This window comes from Streptomyces sp. NPDC004542 (assembly GCF_040610035.1).
In the GTDB taxonomy this organism is placed as follows: Bacteria; Actinomycetota; Actinomycetes; order Streptomycetales; family Streptomycetaceae; genus Streptomyces.
The window spans coordinates 52,598-72,662 of sequence record NZ_JBEXLP010000031.1; the positions used below are offsets into that span (position 1 = coordinate 52,598).

21 protein-coding genes and 1 riboswitch are annotated in these 20,065 nt (G+C 72.2%); of the genes, 12 read left to right on the forward strand and 9 right to left on the reverse strand.

The annotated features are described in order from the left end of the window. Positions 1-36: 36 nt before the first annotated feature. Both ABZX30_RS18960 and ABZX30_RS18965 read left to right on the forward strand, forming a co-directional pair. Complete coding sequence (locus ABZX30_RS18960) at positions 37-990, forward strand: ROK family glucokinase (protein ID WP_355934827.1); 954 nt, start codon at positions 37-39, stop codon at positions 988-990. 82 nt (positions 991-1,072) lie between these two features. Then, positions 1,073-1,819 (forward strand): endonuclease/exonuclease/phosphatase family protein, encoded by a 747-nt coding sequence (locus ABZX30_RS18965; protein ID WP_355934829.1) that lies wholly within the window; start codon positions 1,073-1,075, stop codon positions 1,817-1,819. A gap of 9 nt (positions 1,820-1,828) precedes the next feature. Here ABZX30_RS18965 and ABZX30_RS18970 read toward each other — a convergent pair whose 3' ends face one another. After that, positions 1,829-2,470 (reverse strand): hypothetical protein, encoded by a 642-nt coding sequence (locus ABZX30_RS18970; RefSeq protein ID WP_355934830.1) that lies wholly within the window; start codon positions 2,468-2,470, stop codon positions 1,829-1,831. Then, positions 2,463-3,242, reverse strand: coding sequence for an alpha/beta fold hydrolase (locus ABZX30_RS18975; RefSeq protein WP_355934832.1), 780 nt, complete (start codon positions 3,240-3,242; stop codon positions 2,463-2,465). The genes ABZX30_RS18970 and ABZX30_RS18975 overlap by 8 nt, the downstream gene beginning before the upstream one ends. 164 nt (positions 3,243-3,406) lie before the next feature. On the opposite strand from ABZX30_RS18975, the gene ABZX30_RS18980 reads away from it, so the two are divergent. From ABZX30_RS18980 to ABZX30_RS18995, 4 genes are all read left to right on the forward strand, one after another. Then, a complete protein-coding gene (locus ABZX30_RS18980; protein ID WP_355934874.1) occupies positions 3,407-4,156 on the forward strand; it encodes a lysophospholipid acyltransferase family protein in 750 nt (249 codons plus the stop codon). Between the two features lie 46 nt (positions 4,157-4,202). Beyond that, positions 4,203-5,447, forward strand: a complete 1,245-nt coding sequence (locus tag ABZX30_RS18985) for a DUF5931 domain-containing protein (protein ID WP_355934833.1) — start codon at positions 4,203-4,205, stop codon at positions 5,445-5,447. Further along, positions 5,444-6,121: a response regulator transcription factor gene (locus ABZX30_RS18990; protein WP_355934834.1), complete on the forward strand. Its 678-nt coding sequence runs from the start codon at positions 5,444-5,446 to the stop codon at positions 6,119-6,121. Before ABZX30_RS18985 ends, ABZX30_RS18990 begins: the two co-directional genes overlap by 4 nt. Positions 6,122-6,231: 110 nt before the next feature. Continuing rightward, positions 6,232-7,260: a 6-phosphofructokinase gene (locus ABZX30_RS18995; RefSeq protein WP_355934836.1), complete on the forward strand. Its 1,029-nt coding sequence runs from the start codon at positions 6,232-6,234 to the stop codon at positions 7,258-7,260. Between the two features lie 67 nt (positions 7,261-7,327). On the opposite strand, the gene ABZX30_RS19000 is transcribed toward ABZX30_RS18995, so the two are convergent. Next, a complete protein-coding gene (locus ABZX30_RS19000; RefSeq protein WP_355934837.1) occupies positions 7,328-9,184 on the reverse strand; it encodes an anthranilate synthase family protein in 1,857 nt (618 codons plus the stop codon). Between the two features lie 268 nt (positions 9,185-9,452). On the opposite strand from ABZX30_RS19000, the gene ABZX30_RS19005 reads away from it, so the two are divergent. Then, positions 9,453-10,805: a class II 3-deoxy-7-phosphoheptulonate synthase gene (locus tag ABZX30_RS19005; protein ID WP_355934838.1), complete on the forward strand. Its 1,353-nt coding sequence runs from the start codon at positions 9,453-9,455 to the stop codon at positions 10,803-10,805. A 138-nt stretch (positions 10,806-10,943) separates the two neighbouring features. Next, on the forward strand, positions 10,944-11,168 hold the full coding sequence (locus ABZX30_RS19010; protein ID WP_355934840.1) for a (2Fe-2S)-binding protein: 225 nt from the start codon (positions 10,944-10,946) through the stop codon (positions 11,166-11,168). 33 nt (positions 11,169-11,201) lie between these two features. On the opposite strand, the gene bfr is transcribed toward ABZX30_RS19010, so the two are convergent. Beyond that, the gene (bfr, locus tag ABZX30_RS19015; RefSeq protein ID WP_355934842.1) at positions 11,202-11,681 is read right to left on the reverse strand and encodes a bacterioferritin; all 480 of its coding nucleotides are present in this window, start codon (positions 11,679-11,681) and stop codon (positions 11,202-11,204) included. Between the two features lie 175 nt (positions 11,682-11,856). Here bfr and ABZX30_RS19020 point away from each other — a divergent pair, with 175 nt between their 5' ends. Continuing rightward, a complete protein-coding gene (locus ABZX30_RS19020) occupies positions 11,857-12,498 on the forward strand; it encodes a sulfite oxidase-like oxidoreductase (protein WP_355934843.1) in 642 nt (213 codons plus the stop codon). 15 nt (positions 12,499-12,513) lie between these two features. On the opposite strand, the gene ABZX30_RS19025 is transcribed toward ABZX30_RS19020, so the two are convergent. The 5 genes from ABZX30_RS19025 to thiO all read right to left on the reverse strand — a co-directional run bounded on the left by ABZX30_RS19025 (position 12,514) and on the right by thiO (position 17,782). Beyond that, the gene (locus ABZX30_RS19025) at positions 12,514-13,356 is read right to left on the reverse strand and encodes a deoxyribonuclease IV (RefSeq protein ID WP_355934875.1); all 843 of its coding nucleotides are present in this window, start codon (positions 13,354-13,356) and stop codon (positions 12,514-12,516) included. A 120-nt stretch (positions 13,357-13,476) separates the two neighbouring features. After that, entirely contained in the window at positions 13,477-15,408 is a 1,932-nt protein-coding gene (gene pknB / locus ABZX30_RS19030; protein ID WP_355934845.1) for a Stk1 family PASTA domain-containing Ser/Thr kinase, read from the reverse strand. Positions 15,409-15,627: 219 nt separating this feature from the next. Next, positions 15,628-16,422 carry a thiazole synthase gene (locus ABZX30_RS19035; RefSeq protein WP_355934846.1) on the reverse strand — a complete coding sequence of 265 codons (795 nt, stop codon included), beginning with the start codon at positions 16,420-16,422 and terminating at the stop codon, positions 15,628-15,630. A gap of 2 nt (positions 16,423-16,424) precedes the next feature. Further along, complete coding sequence (gene thiS / locus ABZX30_RS19040; RefSeq protein WP_355934848.1) at positions 16,425-16,625, reverse strand: sulfur carrier protein ThiS; 201 nt, start codon at positions 16,623-16,625, stop codon at positions 16,425-16,427. Continuing rightward, the gene (thiO, locus tag ABZX30_RS19045; RefSeq protein ID WP_355934850.1) at positions 16,622-17,782 is read right to left on the reverse strand and encodes a glycine oxidase ThiO; all 1,161 of its coding nucleotides are present in this window, start codon (positions 17,780-17,782) and stop codon (positions 16,622-16,624) included. The genes thiS and thiO overlap by 4 nt, the downstream gene beginning before the upstream one ends. After that, positions 17,780-17,891, reverse strand: a riboswitch (TPP riboswitch). It overlaps the preceding gene by 3 nt. A 53-nt stretch (positions 17,892-17,944) precedes the next feature. Here thiO and ABZX30_RS19050 point away from each other — a divergent pair. The 3 genes from ABZX30_RS19050 to ABZX30_RS19060 all read left to right on the forward strand — a co-directional run bounded on the left by ABZX30_RS19050 (position 17,945) and on the right by ABZX30_RS19060 (position 20,029). Next, positions 17,945-18,295, forward strand: a complete 351-nt coding sequence (locus ABZX30_RS19050) for a hypothetical protein (RefSeq protein ID WP_355934851.1) — start codon at positions 17,945-17,947, stop codon at positions 18,293-18,295. A 46-nt stretch (positions 18,296-18,341) separates the two neighbouring features. Beyond that, on the forward strand, positions 18,342-19,571 hold the full coding sequence (locus ABZX30_RS19055; RefSeq protein WP_355934853.1) for an FAD-dependent oxidoreductase: 1,230 nt from the start codon (positions 18,342-18,344) through the stop codon (positions 19,569-19,571). Between the two features lie 92 nt (positions 19,572-19,663). Continuing rightward, positions 19,664-20,029: an Rv2175c family DNA-binding protein gene (locus ABZX30_RS19060; RefSeq protein ID WP_355934855.1), complete on the forward strand. Its 366-nt coding sequence runs from the start codon at positions 19,664-19,666 to the stop codon at positions 20,027-20,029. The last annotated feature ends 36 nt before the right edge of the window (positions 20,030-20,065 follow it).

Here is a 20,065-nt window from a genome sequence, read left to right on the forward strand (position 1 = left end):
GGGCGGTAGCGGGGCTCGACCGAAACTGAGGGATTCATGGGACTCACCATCGGCGTCGACATCGGCGGCACGAAGATCGCGGCCGGCGTGGTCGACGAGGAAGGCAACATCCTCTCGACCTTCAAGGTGCCGACTCCGGGCACGTCCGAGGGCATCGTGGACGCCATCGCCTCGGCGGTGGAGGGCGCCCGCGCCGGACACGAGATCGTCGGCGTGGGCATCGGTGCCGCCGGTTACGTCAACCGCCAGCGCTCCACGGTCTACTTCGCGCCCAACATCGACTGGCGCCAGGAGCCGCTGAAGGAGAAGGTCGAGGCCCGCGTGGGCCTCCCGGTCGTCGTGGAGAACGACGCCAACGCCGCCGCGTGGGGCGAGTACAAGTTCGGCGCCGGCAAGGGCCACCGCAACGTCATCTGCATCACGCTCGGCACCGGCCTCGGCGGCGGCATCATCATCGGCAACAAGCTGCGCCGCGGCCACTTCGGTGTGGCCGCCGAGTTCGGCCACATCCGGATGGTCCCCGACGGCCTGCTGTGCGGCTGCGGCTCGCAGGGCTGCTGGGAGCAGTACGCCTCCGGACGCGCCCTCGTCAGATACGCCAAGCAGCGCGCCAACGCCACCCCCGAGAACGCCGAGATCCTGCTCGGCCTCGGTGACGGCACCCCCGACGGCATCGAGGGCAAGCACATCTCCATGGCCGCCCGCCAGGGCGATCCGGTCGCCGTCGACTCCTACCGCGAGCTGGCCCGCTGGGCCGGCGCCGGCCTCGCCGACCTCGCCTCCCTCTTCGACCCCTCCGCCTTCATCGTCGGCGGCGGGCTCTCCGACGAGGGCGAGCTGGTGCTCGACCCGATCCGTAAGTCCTACAAGCGCTGGCTGGTCGGCGGCAACTGGCGCCCGGTCGCCGACGTGATCGCCGCTCAGCTGGGCAACAAGGCCGGCCTGGTCGGCGCGGCGGACCTGGCCCGCGAGCCCGACCCGATCATGTAAGCGGGCTCTGCGGTACCTCTGCCGTACCGGGGCGCGGGGCACTGACCCCGCGCCCCGCGTTCCCGGGCGTATGTTGATCGGCATGGCGCTCCCGAACTCCCTCACCGAACCCGACGGTTCAGCCGTCATCCGCGTCCTCAGTTACAACATCCGCTCCCTGCGCGACGACACCGACGCCCTCGCCCGCGTCATCACCGCCTGCGCCCCCGACCTGGTCCTCGTCCAGGAAGCCCCCCGCTTCTTCCGCTGGCGCAAGAAGCTGGCCCGGCTGGCGGCGGCCTCCGGCCAGGTCGTCCTCACGGGCGGCGCGACAGCCGCGGGACCGGCGATCCTCTGCGGTCTGCGGGCCACCGTCGAGCGGACGGAGGACGTGCTCCTCCCGCTCACCCCCGGACTCCACCGGCGCGGCTTCGCCACGGCAGTGGTCCGCTTCGGCGGCGCCCGCATCGGCGTACTGAGCTGCCACCTCTCCCTCCAGCAGGACGAGCGCCACGACCAGGGCGGCATGCTCCTCGACCGGCTGGCCGGAATGGGTGTGCGGCACGCCGTGGCGGGCGGCGACCTGAACGAGCGCCCCGAGGGCCCGACGTTCCGGCGGCTCGCCGACGGCCTCCAGGACTGCTGGGCCACCGCCCCCTGGGGCGGCGAGCACACCTGGATCCGCGACGAACCGCACCGCCGCATCGACGCGATCTTCGCCACCAAGGGCATCGAGGTCCTGGGCTGCGGGGTACCGCAGGACCATCCCGGCGTGACCGAGGCCGACCTGACGAGGGCGACCGACCACTTGCCCGTGCTGGCCGCCCTCAGGATTCCCGCGGTGGCGTAGCGCCTCGCCTCAGACGACCGCGCCCCGCCCCGGATCGTCGTCCCCGTCGTCGTCCGTCCGCATGCGCACCACCAGCGTGGTGAAGCCGCCGAGGAAGCCGCCGATGCCGAGGGTCGCCAGCCACCAGGTCATCTCCCAGCCGAACACCACGGCCAGCAGGAGCAGGACGGGCCCGCCCACCACGCCGAGCCAGGCGAACTTGGCGGTGGTGTCGGCGGCCGGCAGCGGGGGCGGCTCGGGCGGCACGAAGTGGCCCTCGTCGTCCTCGTCGAAGTCGTCCTCGGACGCCTCCGGCGCCGTGTAGTCACGCGGTCCTACGCCGGGCGCGAAGGAGATCGAGCCGCCCAGCGGCCGGACGGGCGGCCGCTGCTGCTCCTCCTCCTCGTCGTCCGGGTTCCTCTCGGGCTCGTTCCCGAGATCTTTTCCGAGGTCCTTCCCGAGATCTTTCCCGAGGTTCTTCTTGAGATCCTTCCCGAGGTCCTTCTCGGGCAGCGCGAGATCCTCCACCGGCCTGAACGGCCTGGTGCCCGGCGGGTCCGGCGGCTCCTCGCCGTATCCGGCGACGATCGCCGCCCAGGCGGCCTCCTCGTCGAAGGGCACGCCCTTCTCGTCCGGCTCGCGGTCCTCGCGGTCGGAGTCGTGCTCAGCCAACTGCGGCCGTCCCTTCCTTGCCGACACTGGGTGCGAGCCGGCCGATGAAGGCGAGGCTCTCCTCGAAGATCCGGTCCGCGTCGTGGTCCAACGTCGCCACGTGGTAACTCTGTTCCAGCACGACCTCCGTTACGTCCGCCGACGACACACGGCTCAGCACACGCGCCGAATCGGCCGCAGGCACCACATGGTCGCGGGCACTGCGCAGGAGCAGCAGCGGATGCGTGACCCGCGGCAGCTCGCCGTCCAGCATCCGCAGGAAGACCCGCAGGGAGTGGGCGGCGTGCAGCGGTACCCGGTCGTACCCCAGTTCCGCGGCGCCCTCCTTCGCGATGTCGCTCGCGATGCCCTTCGTCGTCCGCACGAGGTGCCGGGCCACCGGAAGCGCGTACGCGGACAGGCCGTGCACCTTGTTCGCCGGGTTCACGACCACGACCCCGTCGACGTCCGCGCCGTGCTTCGCAGCCAGCCGCAGCGCGAGCGCCCCGCCCATCGACAGGCCCGCCACGAACACCCGCTCGCACCGCTGACGCAGCAGACGCAGTTCGCGGTCGACCTCCGCGTACCAGTCCTGCCAGCCGGTGACCTGCATGTCCTCCCAGCTCGTGCCGTGCCCGGGCAGCAGCGGCAGCGAGACGGTCAGGCCGTGCGCGGCGTGATGGTCCGCCCACGGCCGCAGCGACTGGGGCGAACCGGTGAACCCGTGGCTGAGGAGGACACCCACCGGACCGCCCTCGTGGCGGTACGGCTCGGCTCCGGGGAGAACCGGCACGTAGGTCTCCTGTTCATGAGAGGGGCGTGGACGACGGGGCGTGGACGACTGTGAGGTGTTGTTTCACCGTACGCGACCGCACTGCCACCGACCAGGGTCGTCGGCGCCATTGACGGCGGAGCGGGTTAAGGTCTGATCGACGGAAATCAGGAGGCACTCGGTTGTTGTACGGCACGATGAAGGTCGCCATCGGGGGACCGCTGAAGGTCGCCTTCAGACCCTGGGTGGAAGGCCTCGAGAACATTCCGGCCGAGGGCCCCGCGATCCTGGCGAGCAATCACCTGTCGTTCTCGGACTCGTTCTTCCTGCCCGCGGTCCTCGACCGCAAGGTCACCTTCATCGCGAAGGCGGAGTACTTCACCACGCCCGGCGTGAAGGGCCGGCTCACCGCCGCCTTCTTCAAGGGCGTCGGACAGCTTCCGGTGGACCGCTCCGGCGCGCGGGGAGCGGGCGAGGCGGCGGTCAAGAGCGGGATAGACGTCCTGGAGCGGGGCGAGCTGTTCGGCATCTACCCCGAGGGCACCCGCTCGCCCGACGGGCGCCTGTACCGGGGCAAGCCCGGCGGCCTGGCCCGCGTGGCCCTCGCCACCGGCGCGCCGGTCATCCCCGTGGCGATGATCGACACGGAGAAGATCCAGCCGCCCGGGAAGGTCGTCCCGAAGCTGATGCGGCCCGGCATCCGCATCGGCGAGCCGCTGGACTTCAGCCGCTACCAGGGCATGGAGCACGACCGTTTCGTGCTGCGCGCGGTGACGGACGAGGTCATGTACGAGATCATGAAGCTCTCCGGCCAGGAGTACGTCGACATCTACGCCACCGCCGCGAAGCGCCGGATCGCGGAGGCAGCGAAGGCGTCCAAGGAGGCCGAGAAGGCCGAGAAGGCCGAGAAGGCCGCCGCGAAGGCCGAGTCCTAGGCGCGGCGGCCCGGGGGGGGGGCAAGGGGCAGGGGGGTTGGGGGACGTGCCGAGGCGCGAGAAGGTCATGCGGATGTCGGTCGAGCTGCCGATGTGGCGTGCGCTCACCGGCTACCGGGTGCTGACGATGCTGTACGCGATCGGTCTGTGCGCCACCGCGTACGACCGGTTCGCCCGCCCCTGGATCGCGATCGCCTACTACGTCGTCCTGGTCGGGTGGACCCTGGCGACGCTGCCCCGGGTGGCGAACGCGGCCGGCTGCACCAAGCGCTTCCTCGCCGCCGACCTGACGATCGCGCTCGCCGGCATCCTGCTCACCCCCCTCGCCGACACCCACCAGCGCATCCTCGACGGCGGGCCCACGCTGCCCTCGATATGGACCGCCGGCTCGGTGCTGGCCTTCGCGCTCAAGGGCGGCTGGCGCTGGGCGGCCCTGGCCTCCACGCTGGTCGCCGCCGCCAACCTGATCGAGCGCGGCCGGCCGGCCCGCGACACCGTGCACAACGTGATCCTCGTGTGGGTCGCGTCCATCGCCATCGGCTACGTCGTCGAGGTGGCCCGCGCCTCCGAGCGGACCCTCGCCCGCGCCCTGGAGATCGAGGCCGCGACCCGCGAGCGGGAGCGGCTCGCCCGGGACATCCACGACGGGGTGCTGCAGGTGCTGGCCATGGTGCAGCGGCGCGGCGCGGTCCTCGGCGGCGAGGCGGCCGAGCTGGGCCGGATGGCGGGGGAGCAGGAGGTGGCGCTGCGCACGCTGGTCTCCGGCGGCCTGGTGCCCGTCCCGCGCACCTCCGAGGACCCGGCCGAGGGCGCGGTGGTACGGGCGGTGGAGGAGCCGGACGACGCCGGCGGCCCCGCCGGCCCCGTCGACCTGCGCTCGCTGCTCGCCCCGTTCGCCGGCGCCCGGGTCAGCCTCGCCGAACCCGGGGCCCCGGTGCTCCTGCCGGCCGGCACGGCAGGGGAGCTGGCCGCGGCCGTGGGCGCCGCCCTGGACAACGTCCGGCAGCACGCGGGCGAGGACGCGCGGGCCTGGATCCTGGTCGAGGACGAGCCGGACGAGGTCGTGGTGACCGTGCGGGACGACGGTCCCGGCATCCCGGAGGGGCGGCTCGCCCAGGCCGAGGGCGAGGGACGGCTCGGGGTGGCCCTGTCCATCCGGGGGCGGCTGCGCGACCTCGGCGGCAGCGCCGAACTGCTGTCGACGCCCGGCCAGGGCACGGAAGTCGAACTGAAGGCACCGAAGGACCACGAGGCCCGGCGGGTCTCCGGGGGGAAGGCGGACAGGCGATGACGGAGCAGCGGGACCCGATCAGGGTCATGGTGGTCGACGACCACCCGATGTGGCGCGACGCGGTCGCCCGGGACCTGGCCGAGTCCGGCCTCGAGGTGGTCGCCACCGCGGGGGACGGCGAACAGGCGGTGCGCCGCGCCAAGGCGGTCGCGCCCGACGTCCTCGTCCTGGACCTGAACCTGCCCGCCAAGCCGGGCGTCCAGGTCTGCAAGGAACTGGTGGCCGCGGATCCGGCGCTGCGCGTGCTGGTGCTGTCGGCGAGCGGTGAGCACGCCGACGTCCTGGAGGCAGTGAAGTCCGGCGCGACCGGCTACCTGCTGAAGTCGGCGTCCACCGAGGAACTGCTGGACGCGGTGCGCCGTACGGCGGTCGGCGACCCGGTCTTCACGCCCGGCCTCGCCGGTCTCGTCCTCGGCGAGTACCGCCGGCTCGCCTCCGAGCCCGCCCCCGCCCCGGACACCGGCGAACCGAGGGCGCCCCGGCTCACCGAGCGCGAGACCGAGGTGCTGCGGCTGGTCGCCAAGGGCCTGAGCTACAAGCAGATCGCCGAACGCCTCGTCATCTCGCACCGCACGGTGCAGAACCACGTCCAGAACACCCTCGGCAAGCTCCAGTTGCACAACCGGGTCGAACTCGTGCGGTACGCCATAGAGCGCGGACTTGACGACGAGTAAAGCGAACGCCGGACAGTTCACCGGAATTGCCCTTCCCGCCTCTCCCTGTGTGACGCGCATCACGGCTACCGTGACTCTCCGTCAGGCAACCGCTGCGAAGGGACATTTCCATGCGGGTCGGAGTACTGACCGGAGGCGGCGACTGCCCCGGGCTCAACGCCGTCATCCGGGGCATCGTGCGCAAGGGTGTACAGGAGTACGGATACGACTTCGTCGGCTTCCGGGACGGCTGGCGAGGGCCCCTCGAGGGCGACAGCGTCCGCCTCGACATCCCCGCGGTGCGGGGCATCCTGCCCCGGGGCGGCACCATCCTCGGCTCCTCGCGGACCAACCCCCTCAAGCAGAAGGACGGCGTCCGCCGGATCAAGGACAACCTCGCCAAGCAGGAGGTCGAGGCGCTGATCACGATCGGCGGTGAGGACACCCTCGGGGTGGCCGCACAGCTGTCCGAGGAGTACGGCGTGCCGTGCGTGGGCGTGCCCAAGACCATCGACAACGACCTCTCCGCCACCGACTACACCTTCGGCTTCGACACCGCGGTCGGTATCGCCACCGAGGCCATCGACCGGCTGCACACCACCGCCGAGTCCCACATGCGCGTCCTGGTGTGCGAGGTGATGGGCCGTCACGCCGGCTGGATCGCCCTGCACTCCGGGCTCGCCGGCGGCGCCAACGTCATTCTCATCCCGGAACAGCGCTTCGACCTCGAGCAGGTGTGCGCCTGGATCACCTCCCGCTTCAAGGCCTCCTACGCCCCGATCGTCGTGATCGCGGAAGGCGCCATGCCCAAGGACGGCGACGTGGTCCTGAAGGACGAGTCGCTCGACTCCTTCGGACACGTCCGCCTGTCCGGGGTCGGCGAGTGGCTGGCGAAGGAGATCGAGAAGCGCACCGGCAAGGAGGCCCGCACGACCGTGCTGGGGCACATCCAGCGCGGCGGCACCCCCAGCGCCTTCGACCGCTGGCTCGCCACCCGCTTCGGCCTGCACGCCATCGACTGCGTCCGCGAGGGCGACTTCGGCAAGATGGTCGCCCTGCGCGGCACCGACATCGTCCGCGTCCCGATCTCCGAGGCCACGGCGAAGCTGAAGACGGTGGACCCCGCGCTGTACGCCGAGGTCGGTGTCTTCTTCGGCTGACGCGCCCCGGCGCCCCGGCGCCCCGGCGCCGCCACGGCCGCTGTGGCGGCGCCGGGGCGCGCTCCGCTCAGCTCTCGCGCAACAGCGGCACCCGCAGCAGCTCCGTCACGATCGCCGCACCGTTCAGCGTGAGCACCGACTCGGGGTGGAACTGCACCGAGGCGAAGCCGGGACCGCGCAGCGCGTGCACCTCGCCGTTCGCGGCCCGGCTCACCTCGACCCGGTGAGCCGCCAGCTCGGCCGCCGCCTCGTCGTCGCAGCGGGCCACGAAGCTGTTGTAGAAGCCGACCGTCTCCGTCCGCCCGAACAGCTCGACCTCCGTCTGCGCCCCCTGGTACGGCACCTCCTTGCGGACGATCTCCAGCCCGAACTCGGCCGCGATCAGCTCGTGCCCGAGGCACACACCGAGCAGGCCGTGCCGGTGCCCTCGGACCGCCTCGGCGGTCAGCTCCCGCAGGAACCGCATCTTCGGGTCGGCGAGGTCCGAGGGGTCACCGGGCCCGGGACCGAGCACGACCGGCCCCGCGTGCGCGCGCACCGCCGCCCGCAGCCCGGGCTCGTCGTACCGCCGGACGGTCACGTCGAGCCCGCCGGAGCGCAGCACGTGCGCGAGCATCGCCGTGAAGGTGTCCTCCCCGTCGACGACCAGGGCGTGCCCCGCCGGCTCCGGCGAGCGCTCCTGCATCCGCAGCCAGAACGGGGCCAGCGCGGCCCGGCGCCCGTCGAGCGCGGCCCGCACCCGCGGGTCGTCGGCGAGCCGCGGGCGCACGGACTCCTCGCGGGGCCGGGACGGACGGACGCCCAGGGCCGCCAGGACGCCCGCCGCCTTCGCGTGTGTCTCGGCGACCTCGCCCGCCGGGTCGGAGCCGCGCACCAGCGTGGCGCCGACCGGGACGCGCAGGCGGCCGTCGCGGGAGATGTCCGCGGTGCGGATCAGGATCGGGGAGTCCAGGGTCTGGGCGCCCCCGGAGTCCCGGCCGAGCAGGGCCAGCGCACCCGCGTAGTAGCCCCGGCCCCCGACCTCGTGGCGCTCGATCACCCGGCACGCGTTCTGCACCGGCGACCCGGTGACCGTCGCCGCGAACATGGTCTCCTTCAGCACCTCCCGCACGTCCTGGGAGGACTTCCCGCGCAGCTCGTACTCGGTGTGCGCGAGGTGAGCCATCTCCTTCAGCCGGGGGCCGACCACGACCCCGCCCATGTCGCCGACGGTGCACATCATCTTGAGCTCCTCGTCGACGACCATCGACAGCTCCTCGATCTCCTTGCCGTCGGCGAGGAAGCCGAGCAGGTGCTCGGGCGTGGGCCCCTCGGCCGGGTAGCGGTACGTCCCGCTGATCGGGTTCATGACGACGGTGCCACCGGACATCCGGACGTGCACCTCCGGGCTGGCCCCCACCAGCGTGCGCTCCCCGGTGTGCACGACGAACGTCCAGTACGCGCCCCGCTCGCCCTCCAGCAGCCGCCGGAACAGGGCGAGGGCGTCGCCCGCACAGAACCCGGGGATCTCGCCCTCGTACGTCCGCCGGATCACGAAGTTGGCGCCCTCGCCCCGCCCGATCTCCTCGCGCAGCACGCGCCCGACGATCTCCCCGTACTCCTCGTCACCGACGTCGAAGCGGCCGCCCTCGACCCGCACCCCGTGCCCCGGCAGCGACGCCAGGGCCTCGTCCAGCGGGATCTCGTACGACTCCTCGGGCGTCAGCACCAGCAGCGGGGTGCCGTCGTCGCGGACGTCGAAGCCGCGCTCGCGGATCTGCCGGAACGGCACGAGCGCGAGGCCCTCGTCGGGCAGGTCGGCGAGGCGGTCGCGGGTGACGACCGGGCCGACGAGGACTTCCACCGTGCTCTCGTCGCGGCCGGGCGTGCGGCGGCGGAGCAGGGCGAAGGGGCGGGACTCGGACAGCAGGTCCTCAAGACGCATGGGTCATCCTTCTCGACAGAGGAGGAACGACCCCGGGAAACGCCGAAGGCCGCCCCTCGGGCGGCCTTCGCGAAGTCTTGCGTACGCGCAGTCAGTGGGCCGCCGGGTGAGCGGTCCACCACCAGGTCTGGCGGTTCTGGGTCTGGGTCGACAGCGCGAACATGCCGGGAACCCTACCGCACCTCGCGCCCGTCCGTAGCGTGATCGCGCCGTCTCACCAGTCGAGCGGGAGGAAAATCCCTCGACACGACCCCGTAATGTTTGGAGGGTGACCGTGAACGCTAAGACCAGCGCGAGCGCTGGCAACACCTGGCGAGACCTGCCCGCGGCGCAGCAGCCCGAGTACCCCGACACCGAGGCTCTGCGCGCAGTGATCGCGGAGCTCGAGTCGTATCCGCCGCTCGTCTTCGCGGGCGAGTGCGACCAGCTGCGCGCCCGGATGGCGGCCGTCGCCAAGGGAGAGGCGTTCCTCCTCCAGGGCGGCGACTGCGCCGAGGCCTTCGACGCGGTGTCCGCCGACCACATCCGCAACAAGCTCAAGACGCTGCTCCAGATGGGCGCCGTGCTGACGTACGCCGCGTCCGTGCCCGTGGTGAAGGTCGGCCGGATCGCCGGCCAGTACTCCAAGCCGCGTTCCAAGCCGGTCGAGACCCGCGACGGCGTCACCCTCCCGGTGTACCGGGGCGACTCCGTCAACGGGTTCGACTTCACCGAGGCCTCCCGGATCCCCGACCCGGAGCGGCTGAAGCGGATGTACCACGCGTCCGCCTCGACCCTGAACCTGGTGCGCGCCTTCACCACCGGCGGGTACGCCGACCTGCGCCAGGTGCACGCCTGGAACCAGGACTTCGTGAAGTCGTCCCCGTCCGGCCAGCGCTACGAGCAGCTGGCCCGCGAGATCGACAACGCGCTGCACTTCATGCGGGCCTGCGGCACCGACCCGGAGGAGTTCAAGACCGTCGAGTTCTACTCCTCGCACGAGGCGCTGCTGCTGGACTACGAGTCGGCCCTCACCCGGGTCGACTCCCGCACCGGGCAGCTGTACGACGTCTCCGGCCACATGGTGTGGATCGGTGAGCGCACCCGCCAGCTGGACGGCGCGCACATCGAGTTCGCCTCGAAGATCCGCAACCCGATCGGCGTCAAGCTCGGCCCGACGACGTCGGCCGAGGAGGCGCTGCAGTACATCGACCGCCTCGACCCCGACCGGGAGCCCGGCCGGCTGACGTTCATCGTCCGCATGGGCGCCGACAAGATCCGCGACCGGCTCCCCCAGCTGGTCGAGAAGGTCACGGCGTCCGGTGCGACGGTGGCCTGGGTGACCGACCCGATGCACGGCAACACCTTCGAGGCGGCCTCCGGGCACAAGACCCGCCGCTTCGACGACGTGCTCGACGAGGTCAAGGGCTTCTTCGAGGTGCACAAGGAGCTCGGCACCCACCCGGGCGGCATCCACGTCGAGCTCACCGGTGACGACGTCACCGAGTGCGTGGGCGGCGGCGACGAGATCTTCGTCGACGACCTGCACCAGCGCTACGAGACGGCATGCGACCCGCGTCTGAACCGCAGCCAGTCCCTGGACCTGGCGTTCCTCGTGGCGGAGATGTACCGGGACCAGTGAGCGGCCTGGGGCGCGGATCACACCCGATCCGCGCCCCTGCCACTGTCGCGGTCTTCCCAGGGAAGGTAAGGTTAGGTTTGCCTCACCGAGAAAACGGGACGGCAGCAGGACAGTGATCCCGTCGGGAGGTGAATCCGCGTGTACGTCTGCAGCTGTTTCGGCGTCACCGAGGCGCAGGTCAAGAAGCACGCGGAGGACGGTGCCCGCACCCCCCGCCAGATAGCGTCGGCCTGCAAGGCCGGGACGGACTGCGGCTCCTGCGTCCGCCGTATCCAGGCCATCCTCGGCCGTGGCGCGTGCCCCCGCCGTGACCTGGCCGACCAGGGCCGGCCGGTGCTGGCGGAGCTCCCGGACGCGGCCTAGGGCAGGCCCTGGGCGCCTGTCCGGTCGGCGCGCCTAGTCCTCCGGCTGCTCGATCACCTGGGCGATGTAGAGGGCCTCGCCGAGCTTGTCCAGCAGGTCCAGCTGGGTGTCGAGATAGTCGATGTGGTGTTCCTCGTCGGCGAGGATCTCCTCGAAGATGTTCGCGGACGTGATGTCGCCCTTCTCGCGCATCACCTTGATGCCGCGCTTGAGGCGGTCGATCGCCTCCACCTCGACCTGCTTGTCCGCCTCGAACATCTCCTTGACCGTCTGGCCCACCCGCACGTGGAACAGGCGCTGGTAGTTCGGCAGCCCCTCCAGGAACAGGATCCGGTCGGTGAGCACCTCGGCGTGCTTCATCTCGTCGAACGACTCGCGGCGCGTGTACTTCGCGAGCTTGTACCAGCCGAGGTTCTCCTGCATCTTCGCGTGCAGGAAGTACTGGTTGATCGCGGTGAGCTCGCCGGTGAGCTGCTCGTTGAGGAACTCGATGACCTCGGGATCGCCCTGCATCGCAGCGGCTCCTTCCACCTGGGGAACAAGGGAGGTTGCGGCGGCATGATTGCACCGGCGTTGATGATCGTCCAGTAAGTGCGCACTTAGTAAGCAAATGTAGTTTCGATGGCGTTTGCCCGTTTTAGTGCCTCCCTGGTCATGTGCACTGCCCGGGGTCTGTCAGGATGGAGGCATGGGTCAGCCGGTGGAGCGCGAGTCTGGAGAATCGGGAGAGGCCGCACGGCCCGGGCTTCCGCCGGGGCAGCGGCTGCAGCGCGGCTGGCCGGTCACGCACTACGGGCCGGTGCCCAAGTTCCGGCCCGAGCGCTGGGAGTTCAGGGTGTTCGGCGCCACCGCCGACGGCGAGAAGCACTGCTGGGCCCACGAGGAGTTCACGGCCCTGCCGTACGCCACCGTCGTGGCCGACCTGCACTGCGTCACCAAGTTCAGCATGCTGGGCGCCGAATGGGGCGGTATTCCGGCCCGGACGATCCTCCAGGCCGCCCCGCCCGCACCCGACGTCACCCATGTGATGGTCTGGGCGGAGTACGGGTTCAGCTCCAACCTCCGCCTGTCGGACTTCGCCGCCGAGCGCACGCTCTTCGCCACCCACAAGGACGGCGAACTCCTCACCGCCGAGCACGGCTTCCCGCTCCGCCTCGTCGTCCCCCACCTGTACGCCTGGAAGGGCCCCAAATGGGTCCGCGGCGTCGAGTACATGACCGCCGACCGCCGCGGCTTCTGGGAAGAGCGCGGCTACCACAACATCGGCGACCCCTGGAAGGAGCAGCGGTACTCCTACCAGGAAGGGCCCGAGGACGGGCCGGAGCTCTGACCGGCGCCGCGGCGGTCAGCCGTCCCTGAGCTTCTTCAGGCGCTCGACATCCGCCGCGTGTCCCTCCTTGCCGCCCGGCGTCTCGATGACGAGGGGCACGCCCTCGGTCGCCGGATGGGTCATCAGGGCGCGGAAGGGGTCCTCGCCGATGTGGCCGGCGCCGATGTTCTCGTGGCGGTCCTTGTGGGCGCCCACCACGTCCTTGGAGTCGTTGGCGTGGATCAGTCTCAGCCGGCCCTCGCCGACCGTGTCCACCAGCAGGTCGAGCGTCTGGTGCATGCCGCTCGGCCCGGTCAGGTCGTGCCCGGCGGCGAAGACGTGGCAGGTGTCCAGGCACACGCCCAGCTTCGGGTGGGCGTCCAACGCCTCGAAGTACGGCCCGAAGTCCCAGGTGCGGGAGCAGAGCGAGGCGCCCTGCCCGGCCGTGGACTCCAGCAGCAGGTACGGGTCGTCGTCGTGGGTGAGCTCGTCCAGCAGCGGCAGCAGGTGCTCCCGCACCTGCCGCAGCGCCACGGCCCGGTCCCGGCCGCCGGTGGCGCTCCCGGTGTGCACCACCACGCCGAGCGCACCGATCTCCCGTCCCCGCCGCAGCGAGTGCCGCAGGGACTCCACCGACCGCACGGCGGTCGCCTCGGTGTGCGAGCCGAAGTTGATCAGGTACGGCGCGTGCACGTACGCCGGTATCGCCCCCTCCGCGCAGGCCTGCCGGAACGCCTCGTCCTGCCGCGGGTTCCCGGCGGGCGTGGCCCACCCGCGCGGGTTGGCCACGAAGACCTGCACGGCCTCGGCCTTCAGGTCACGGGCGTACGACAGTCCCACGGAGTGCAGGCCGCCGGCCACGGGCACATGAGCGCCCACGGGGTTGCGGGCGGGACCGGAGGCGGGGCCGGGACCGGGGACCGGGACGGGGCCGGGAACGGCGGAGCCGGAGTACTGCGGTGTCACTCCTTCAGGGTGTCATGCCCGGGAGGCGCCCCGTCACCGGATGGTGATCGTGATCGTCGCCCCCTTGGGCGCCGTGTCGCCGCCCGCCACGGACTGCTTCTTCACGGTGTCGCCGAACAGCCCGAGCAGCCCGCGGTCCTCGTCGACCTGGAAGCCCGCGTCCTGGAGCTGCTGCTTCGCGTCGTCCACGCTGTCGCCCACCACGTCCGGCACCTCGACCACCACCGGGCCCTTGGACACGGTCAGCGTCACGGTGTCGCCCTCGGCGGCCTGGCTGTCGCCCGCCGGGGTCTGCCGGGCGACCTTGCCCTTGTCGTACTCGGAGTTGACCTGCCGCGCGGACACCTTCACCTTCAGCCCGGCGTCCTGGAGCTGCTGCTTCGCGCTGTCCAGGTCGTCACCGGTCACGTCCGGCACGTCGACCGGGCTGCCCTTGCTGACGGTCAGCGCGATCGCCGAGCCCGCGCGCCGCACGGTGCCGGTGCCCGGCGTCGTGCCGATCACGGAACCGGCCGGCACGTCCTCGCTGAACTCCCGGGTGACCATGCCCGGCGCCAGTCCCGCCGCCTTCAGCCGCGCCCGCGCCTCGGCGAGCTTCCGGCCCGACAGGTCCGGTACCTTCACGGTCCTCGGGCCGTCGGAGATCGTCAGCGTCACCGAGTCGTTGCTGCGGATGCGGGCGCCCGCCGCCGGGTCGGTGCTGATCACCGTGCCCTTGCGCACGGTGTCGTTGTAGGCGTGCTCGACCTGCTTGACCTCGAGCCCGGCCTTCTTCAGCCGCTCCCTGGCCTGCGCCTCGGTCTTCGCCAGCAGCGGGGGGACCCTGGTGAACTGGCCGGAGTTGATGTACCAGACCCCCGCGCCGACCCCGAAGACCAGCAGCACGGCCGCGACGATCGTGACCAGCCCCCGCCCGGACCGTCCCGTCCGGCGCCGGGGCGGGTCGGCGGGCGGGGACTGGAGCAGGCTGGTCCGGTGGAGGGCCGCCCCCGTCCCGTCCTCGTCGTTCACCGGCAGCGGGCGCGGCACCGTGAGGGCGCGCGGGATCACGCTCGTGCGGTCCTCGGCGTTGTCGTGCCGGGCGGAGATCGCCTGCGGCGGCACCATGTCCAGCCGCTCCTCCCCGACCCGCGCGCGGGCCTCCCGCGCCTGGGCGAGGAAGGCCACGGCATCCTGCGGCCTGAGTTCGGGGGAGCGGGCGGTGGCCGTGGCGACCAGCTCGTCCAGCTCGTACGCCAGCCCCGGCACGGCGGCCGAGGGCGGCGGCACGTCCTCGTGCACGTGCCGGTAGAGCACCTGGGCCGGGGTGTCCCCGGCGTGCGGCTTCCCGCCGGTGAGCATCTCGTAGAGCACGACGCCGCAGGCGTACACGTCGACGCGCGGATCGGCCGTGCCGTGCTCGATCTGCTCGGGCGCCAGGTACGAGACCGTCCCGAGCACGGCGCCGGTCGTGCTGGTCACCGTGTCCACGGACCTCACGAGCCCGAAGTCGGCCACCTTGACCCGCCCGTCGTCCCCTATGAGGACGTTCTCCGGCTTCATGTCCCGGTGCACGAACCCGGCCCGGTGCGCGGCACCCAGCGCGGCCAGTACCGGTTCCAGGATGTCCAGCGCGGCCCGCGGCTGCAGCGCGCCCCGCTCGCGGAGCACGTCCCGCAGGGTGCACCCGGCGATGTACTCCATGGCCAGGTAGACATACGACCGATCGGTCCCCTGATCGAACACCTGTACGACATTGGGGTGGGCGAGCCGGGCCACCGACTTCGCCTCTCGGATGAACCGCTCCACGAACGATCCGTCGGCCGCGAGCGTCGGGTGCATCACCTTGAGCGCGAGGACCCGGTCCAGCCGGGTGTCCAGCGCCCGGTAGACCGTGGCCATCCCGCCGGCCGCGATCCGCGCGTCGACGCGGTAACGGCCGTCGAGCACCTGCCCGACGAGAGGGTCCTGAAGGGTCATATCCACGCAGGCGAGTCTACGAGCCAGGACCGACACCCCCACGGTTTCGGCCAGGATCGCACCGGTACTGCAGCGCACCTGTGACGCTTCCCACCCTCACGGGAGGCGCCGGCCACGGACGGAAAGCCGCCGACGGAGATCACCCCCACAGCAGACCTCCACCTCTGAACCGACCGGAAACGTGTGGTGCGTGGGTGGAAGGCAGGAGCGGGACCACAGCCCCGCTCAGAAAGCGGGCCGCTCAGGATCGAGCACGGCCAAGCCCTCCGCGGGAGAGGACGCCTCGGCGAAATGCCGCCGCGGGATCCGCCCCGCCAGCCGGGCCAGCCGCCCCGCCTCCACCGCGTACCGCATGGCGGCAGCCATCCGCACCGGCTCCTGCGCCCGCGTCACCGCGGAGGCCAGCATCACCCCCGCACACCCCAGCTCCATCGCCAGCGCCACGTCCGACGCCGTACCGGCGCCCGCGTCCAGGATCACCGGCACGCGCGCGTGCTCGACGATCAGCTGGAAGTTGTGGGGGTTGCGGATCCCCAGCCCGGACCCGATGGGCGAGCCCAGCGGCATGATCGCCGCACAGCCGGCGTCCTCCAGCTTCCGCGCCAGCACGGGATCGTCATTGGTGTACGGCAGGACCGTGAAGCCGTCGTCGACCAGCGTCTCCGCCGCGTCCAGCAGCTCGATCGGATCCGGCAGCAGCGTGCGCTCGTCGGCGATGACCTCCAGCTTGACCAGATCGGTCCCGAGGGCCTCGCGCGCCAGCCGGGCGGTGAGCACGGCCTCCCCGGCGGTGAAACACCCCGCCGTGTTCGGCAGCACCCGGATGCCGAGCCGCTCCAGCACCGACAGCACCGAGCCGCGCACACCGGGATCCACCCGCCGCATCGCCACGGTCGTCAGCTCCGTGCCGGAGGCGGCCAGCGCCCGCTCCAGCACCTCGAGGCTGGGCGCACCGCCCGTACCCATGATCAGGCGGGACGTGAAGGACGTACCACCGAGGACGAAGGGGTCGTCGGCCATGCTCAGCCTCCCTGGACGGCGGTGAGTACTTCGACGCGGTCACCCTCGGCCAGCGCCGTGGACGGCCACTGCGCGCGCGGGACGACGGTCTCGTTGAGCGCGGCGGCCACTCCGCGCGGCGCCGCGGTGAGGGACCGTACGAGGGTGTCGAGAGCGGTGCCCGGGGCGACCTCCCGGCGCTCTCCGTTGACGGAGATGTTCATGCGGGCTGCTCCGTGAGTGCCGTGCTGAAGCGCTTGGGGGTGAACGGCCGGGCCTCTTCGGGCAGTTCACCCGTGGTCAGGGCGTGCGCCAGGGCGTCCCCGGTGACCGGCGTGAGCAGCACGCCGTTGCGGTAGTGCCCGGTGGCCAGCAGCAGCCCGTCCAGGCCGGTCGGGCCGAGCAGCGGCGCGTTGTCGGGTGAACCGGGGCGCAGCCCGGCCCGGGTCTCGGTGAGCGGCAGCTCGGTGATGCCGGGCACCAGTTCGTGCGCGTCGCGCAGCAGCTGGTACACCCCGCCGGCGGTCACCGTCGTGTCCCAGCCCAGTTCCTCGCTGGTGGCCCCGACGACCAGCTCGCCGTTCTCCCGGGGCACCAGGTAGACGTGGCTGCCGCGCACCACGGCCCGTACGGTCCGGTTGAGGAACGGCGCGTACCGCCCGGGCACGGCCAGCCGCACCACCTGCCCCTTCACCGGCCGCACCGGCGGCAGCAGGTCCTCGGGCAGGCCCGCGAGCCGCCCGCTCAGGCTCCCGGCGGCCAGCACCACCTGGCCCGCGCGCAGCGCACCGCCGTCCGAGGCGGTCACCCCGGCCGCCCGGTCCCCCGCGACGTCGAAGCGCTCGGCCCGCACCCGGTGGAAGACCACCCCGGCGCGCTCGCACGCGGCGAGCAGCGCGGCCGCCAGCCGGCGCGGATCGATCTGGTGGTCGCCGTCCACCCGCAGCCCCCCGCGCACCCCCGGCGCCAGCAACGGCTCCAGGCGCCGGCACTCCCGCCCCGAAAGCCACTCGGACTCCAGGCCCGACCGCTGCTGCAACGCGTGCAGTTCGCGCAGGTGGGCGCGGTCGTCGGCGTCCAGGGCGACGGCGAGCGTGCCGCACGGGCGGTAGCCGAGGTCCAGGCCGGTGAGGTCGGTCAGCTCGGCCGCGAACTCCGGATAGCGGCGGGCCGACGCCAGGTTCAGGCCGAGCAGGATCTGCTCGCCGTGGTGCAGCTCCGTGACGGCGGCCAGCATCCCGGCCGCGACCCGGGCGGCCCCGCCGCCCGGGTCCGGGTCCGCCACGGCCGTGGTGAGCCCGCGCTGCGCGGCCCGCCAGGCCGTGACCAGACCGATGATCCCGCCCCCTATGACGAGGACGTCGGACGTACGTGACGACATGGGCGTCCAGCCCCTCCCTTCGCCGGCATGACCCGGATCAGGTTCGTACGGTCGGAGGCCGCCAGCCTCCCTCTCAGCCCGGTGCGTCCGGGCTCCCGCGAGTGCTTGTACGGTGGCCACCCTAGCCCGCAGGGCACCCGACCCGTAAGGAGGCCTCCGCCGATGGCCCGCTCGCTCGACGGCCTGATCCTCGCTCCCGTCGCGGACCAGGCTCCGGGACAGGTGGGGACGCGCACCCGGTTCGCGTACCACGAGAAGGACGGCGAGATCTGGGCCGAGTACGCGGGTGGCGATGTCGTACGCGGCTCCCTGGTGGGCACCAGGGAAGGGGACCGGCTGGACTTCCGGTACGTGCAGCTGAAGCGGGACGGCACCACCTCCTGCGGACACTGCGCGTCGGCCGTCGTCGAGCTGCCCGACGGCCGGGTGCGGCTGGAGGAGACCTGGGAGTGGGAGTCACAGCCGGGAGCGGGTACGAGCGTGGTGGAGCAGGTCACGGAGCACACCCCCTGACTGACGGCCAGTCAGTTGACTATGGTGGTCCGACTATGGTGATCCAGTGAGCGAGCAGACACGGGAACAGGCCACGTCACAGGCGCGGCGCGTGGTCGTCGTCGGCGCGGGCATGGCCGGGGTGCAGACCGCGGTCGCGCTGCGCGAACAGGGCTTCCGGGGCACCGTGACGCTGCTCGGCGCCGAACCCCACCAGCCGTACGACCGGCCCCCGCTCTCCAAGGCCGTGCTGCTCGGCAAGGCCGAAGGCTCCGCCTTCGACGTCGACTTCGAGGCGCTCGGCATCGAACTGCGGCTCGGCCGTGAGGCGCTGGGCGTGCGCCCGGGCGACCACGAGGTCGACACCGAGGCCGGGCCCGAGCCGTACGACGTCCTGGTCCTGGCCACCGGCGCCGAACCGGTCCGGCTGCCCGGCACGGAGGGCGTGCCCGGCGTGCACCTGCTGCGCACCCTCGACGACGCCGAACGGCTGCGGCCGGTACTCGCCCGGCAGCACGACGTCGTGGTCGTCGGCGCGGGCTGGATCGGCGCCGAGTTCGCGACGGCGGCCCGTGAGGCGGGCTGCGCGGTGACGGTCGTGGAGGCGGCGGACCGCCCTCTCGCCGGCGCGCTCCCGGCCGAGGTGGCCGCGCCGATGGCGTCCTGGTACGCCGACAGCGGCGCCGAGTTGCGCACGCACGCGCGCGTGGAACGCGTCGAGCCGGGCGCGGTGGTGCTCGACGACGGCTCGCGGGTGCCCGCGGGCGCCGTCGTCGTCGGCATCGGCGCCCGCCCCGCCACGGCGTGGCTGGCTGGCTCCGGCATCGAACTCGGCGCGCACGGCGAGGTGGTGGCCGACGAGCACCTGCGGACCTCCGCGCCGGACGTGTACGCGGTCGGCGACTGCGCCTCCTTCCCGTCCCGCCGGTACGGGCAGCGGCTGCTCGTCCACCACTGGGACAACGCCCTCCAGGGCCCGCGCACGGTCGCCGCGAACATCATGGGCGAGACCCCCGCGGTCTACGACCCCGTGCCGTACTTCTGGTCCGAGCAGTTCGGCCGTTTCGTGCAGTACGCCGGTCACCACGGCGTGGCCGACCGCACCCTGTGGCGCGGCGATCCGGCGGGCCCCGCGTGGACGGTCTGCTGGCTGAGGGGGGACCGGCTGGTGGCCCTGCTCGCCGTGGGGCGCCCGAGGGACCTGGCCCAGGGGCGGCGGCTGATCGAGGCGGGCACGCCGATGCGTCCGCAGGCGCTGTCCGACCCGGCGCGGCCCCTGAAGAACGCCACGGCGTAGCACGCCCCGGCACAGGGCCCCGGCCTGGCGCGTCGCCCCGTGTGGACCGGCCTGACTTCCGAGTGTCAGTGGCAGATGGCAGGCTAGTTTCCGTGACCGAGATTGACGCGAAGATCGATGCGCTCGTCCCCGCCTGGCTGAACCTGCCCGAGATCGCCGAGAAGCTCGGCGTCGAGGTGACACGTGTGCGGCAGCTGGTCAAGGAGGGCCAGCTCATCGCCGTACGCCGTGGTGAGAACCGGGCGCTGCACGTCCCCGCCGCCTTCATCGACGGGGACAAGGTCGTCAAGGGCCTGTCCGGGACCTTGACGCTCCTCAGGGACGACGGCTTCAGTGACGAAGAGATGCTGGAGTGGCTCTTCACCCCGGACCCGAGCCTCCCCGGCACCCCCGCGCAGGCCCTGAGCGAGAATCGCGGCACGGAGGTGAAGCGCCGCGCCCAGGCGCTCGCCGTCTGACCCTGACCGTCCGAACCGAACACCGTCCGGCGTACG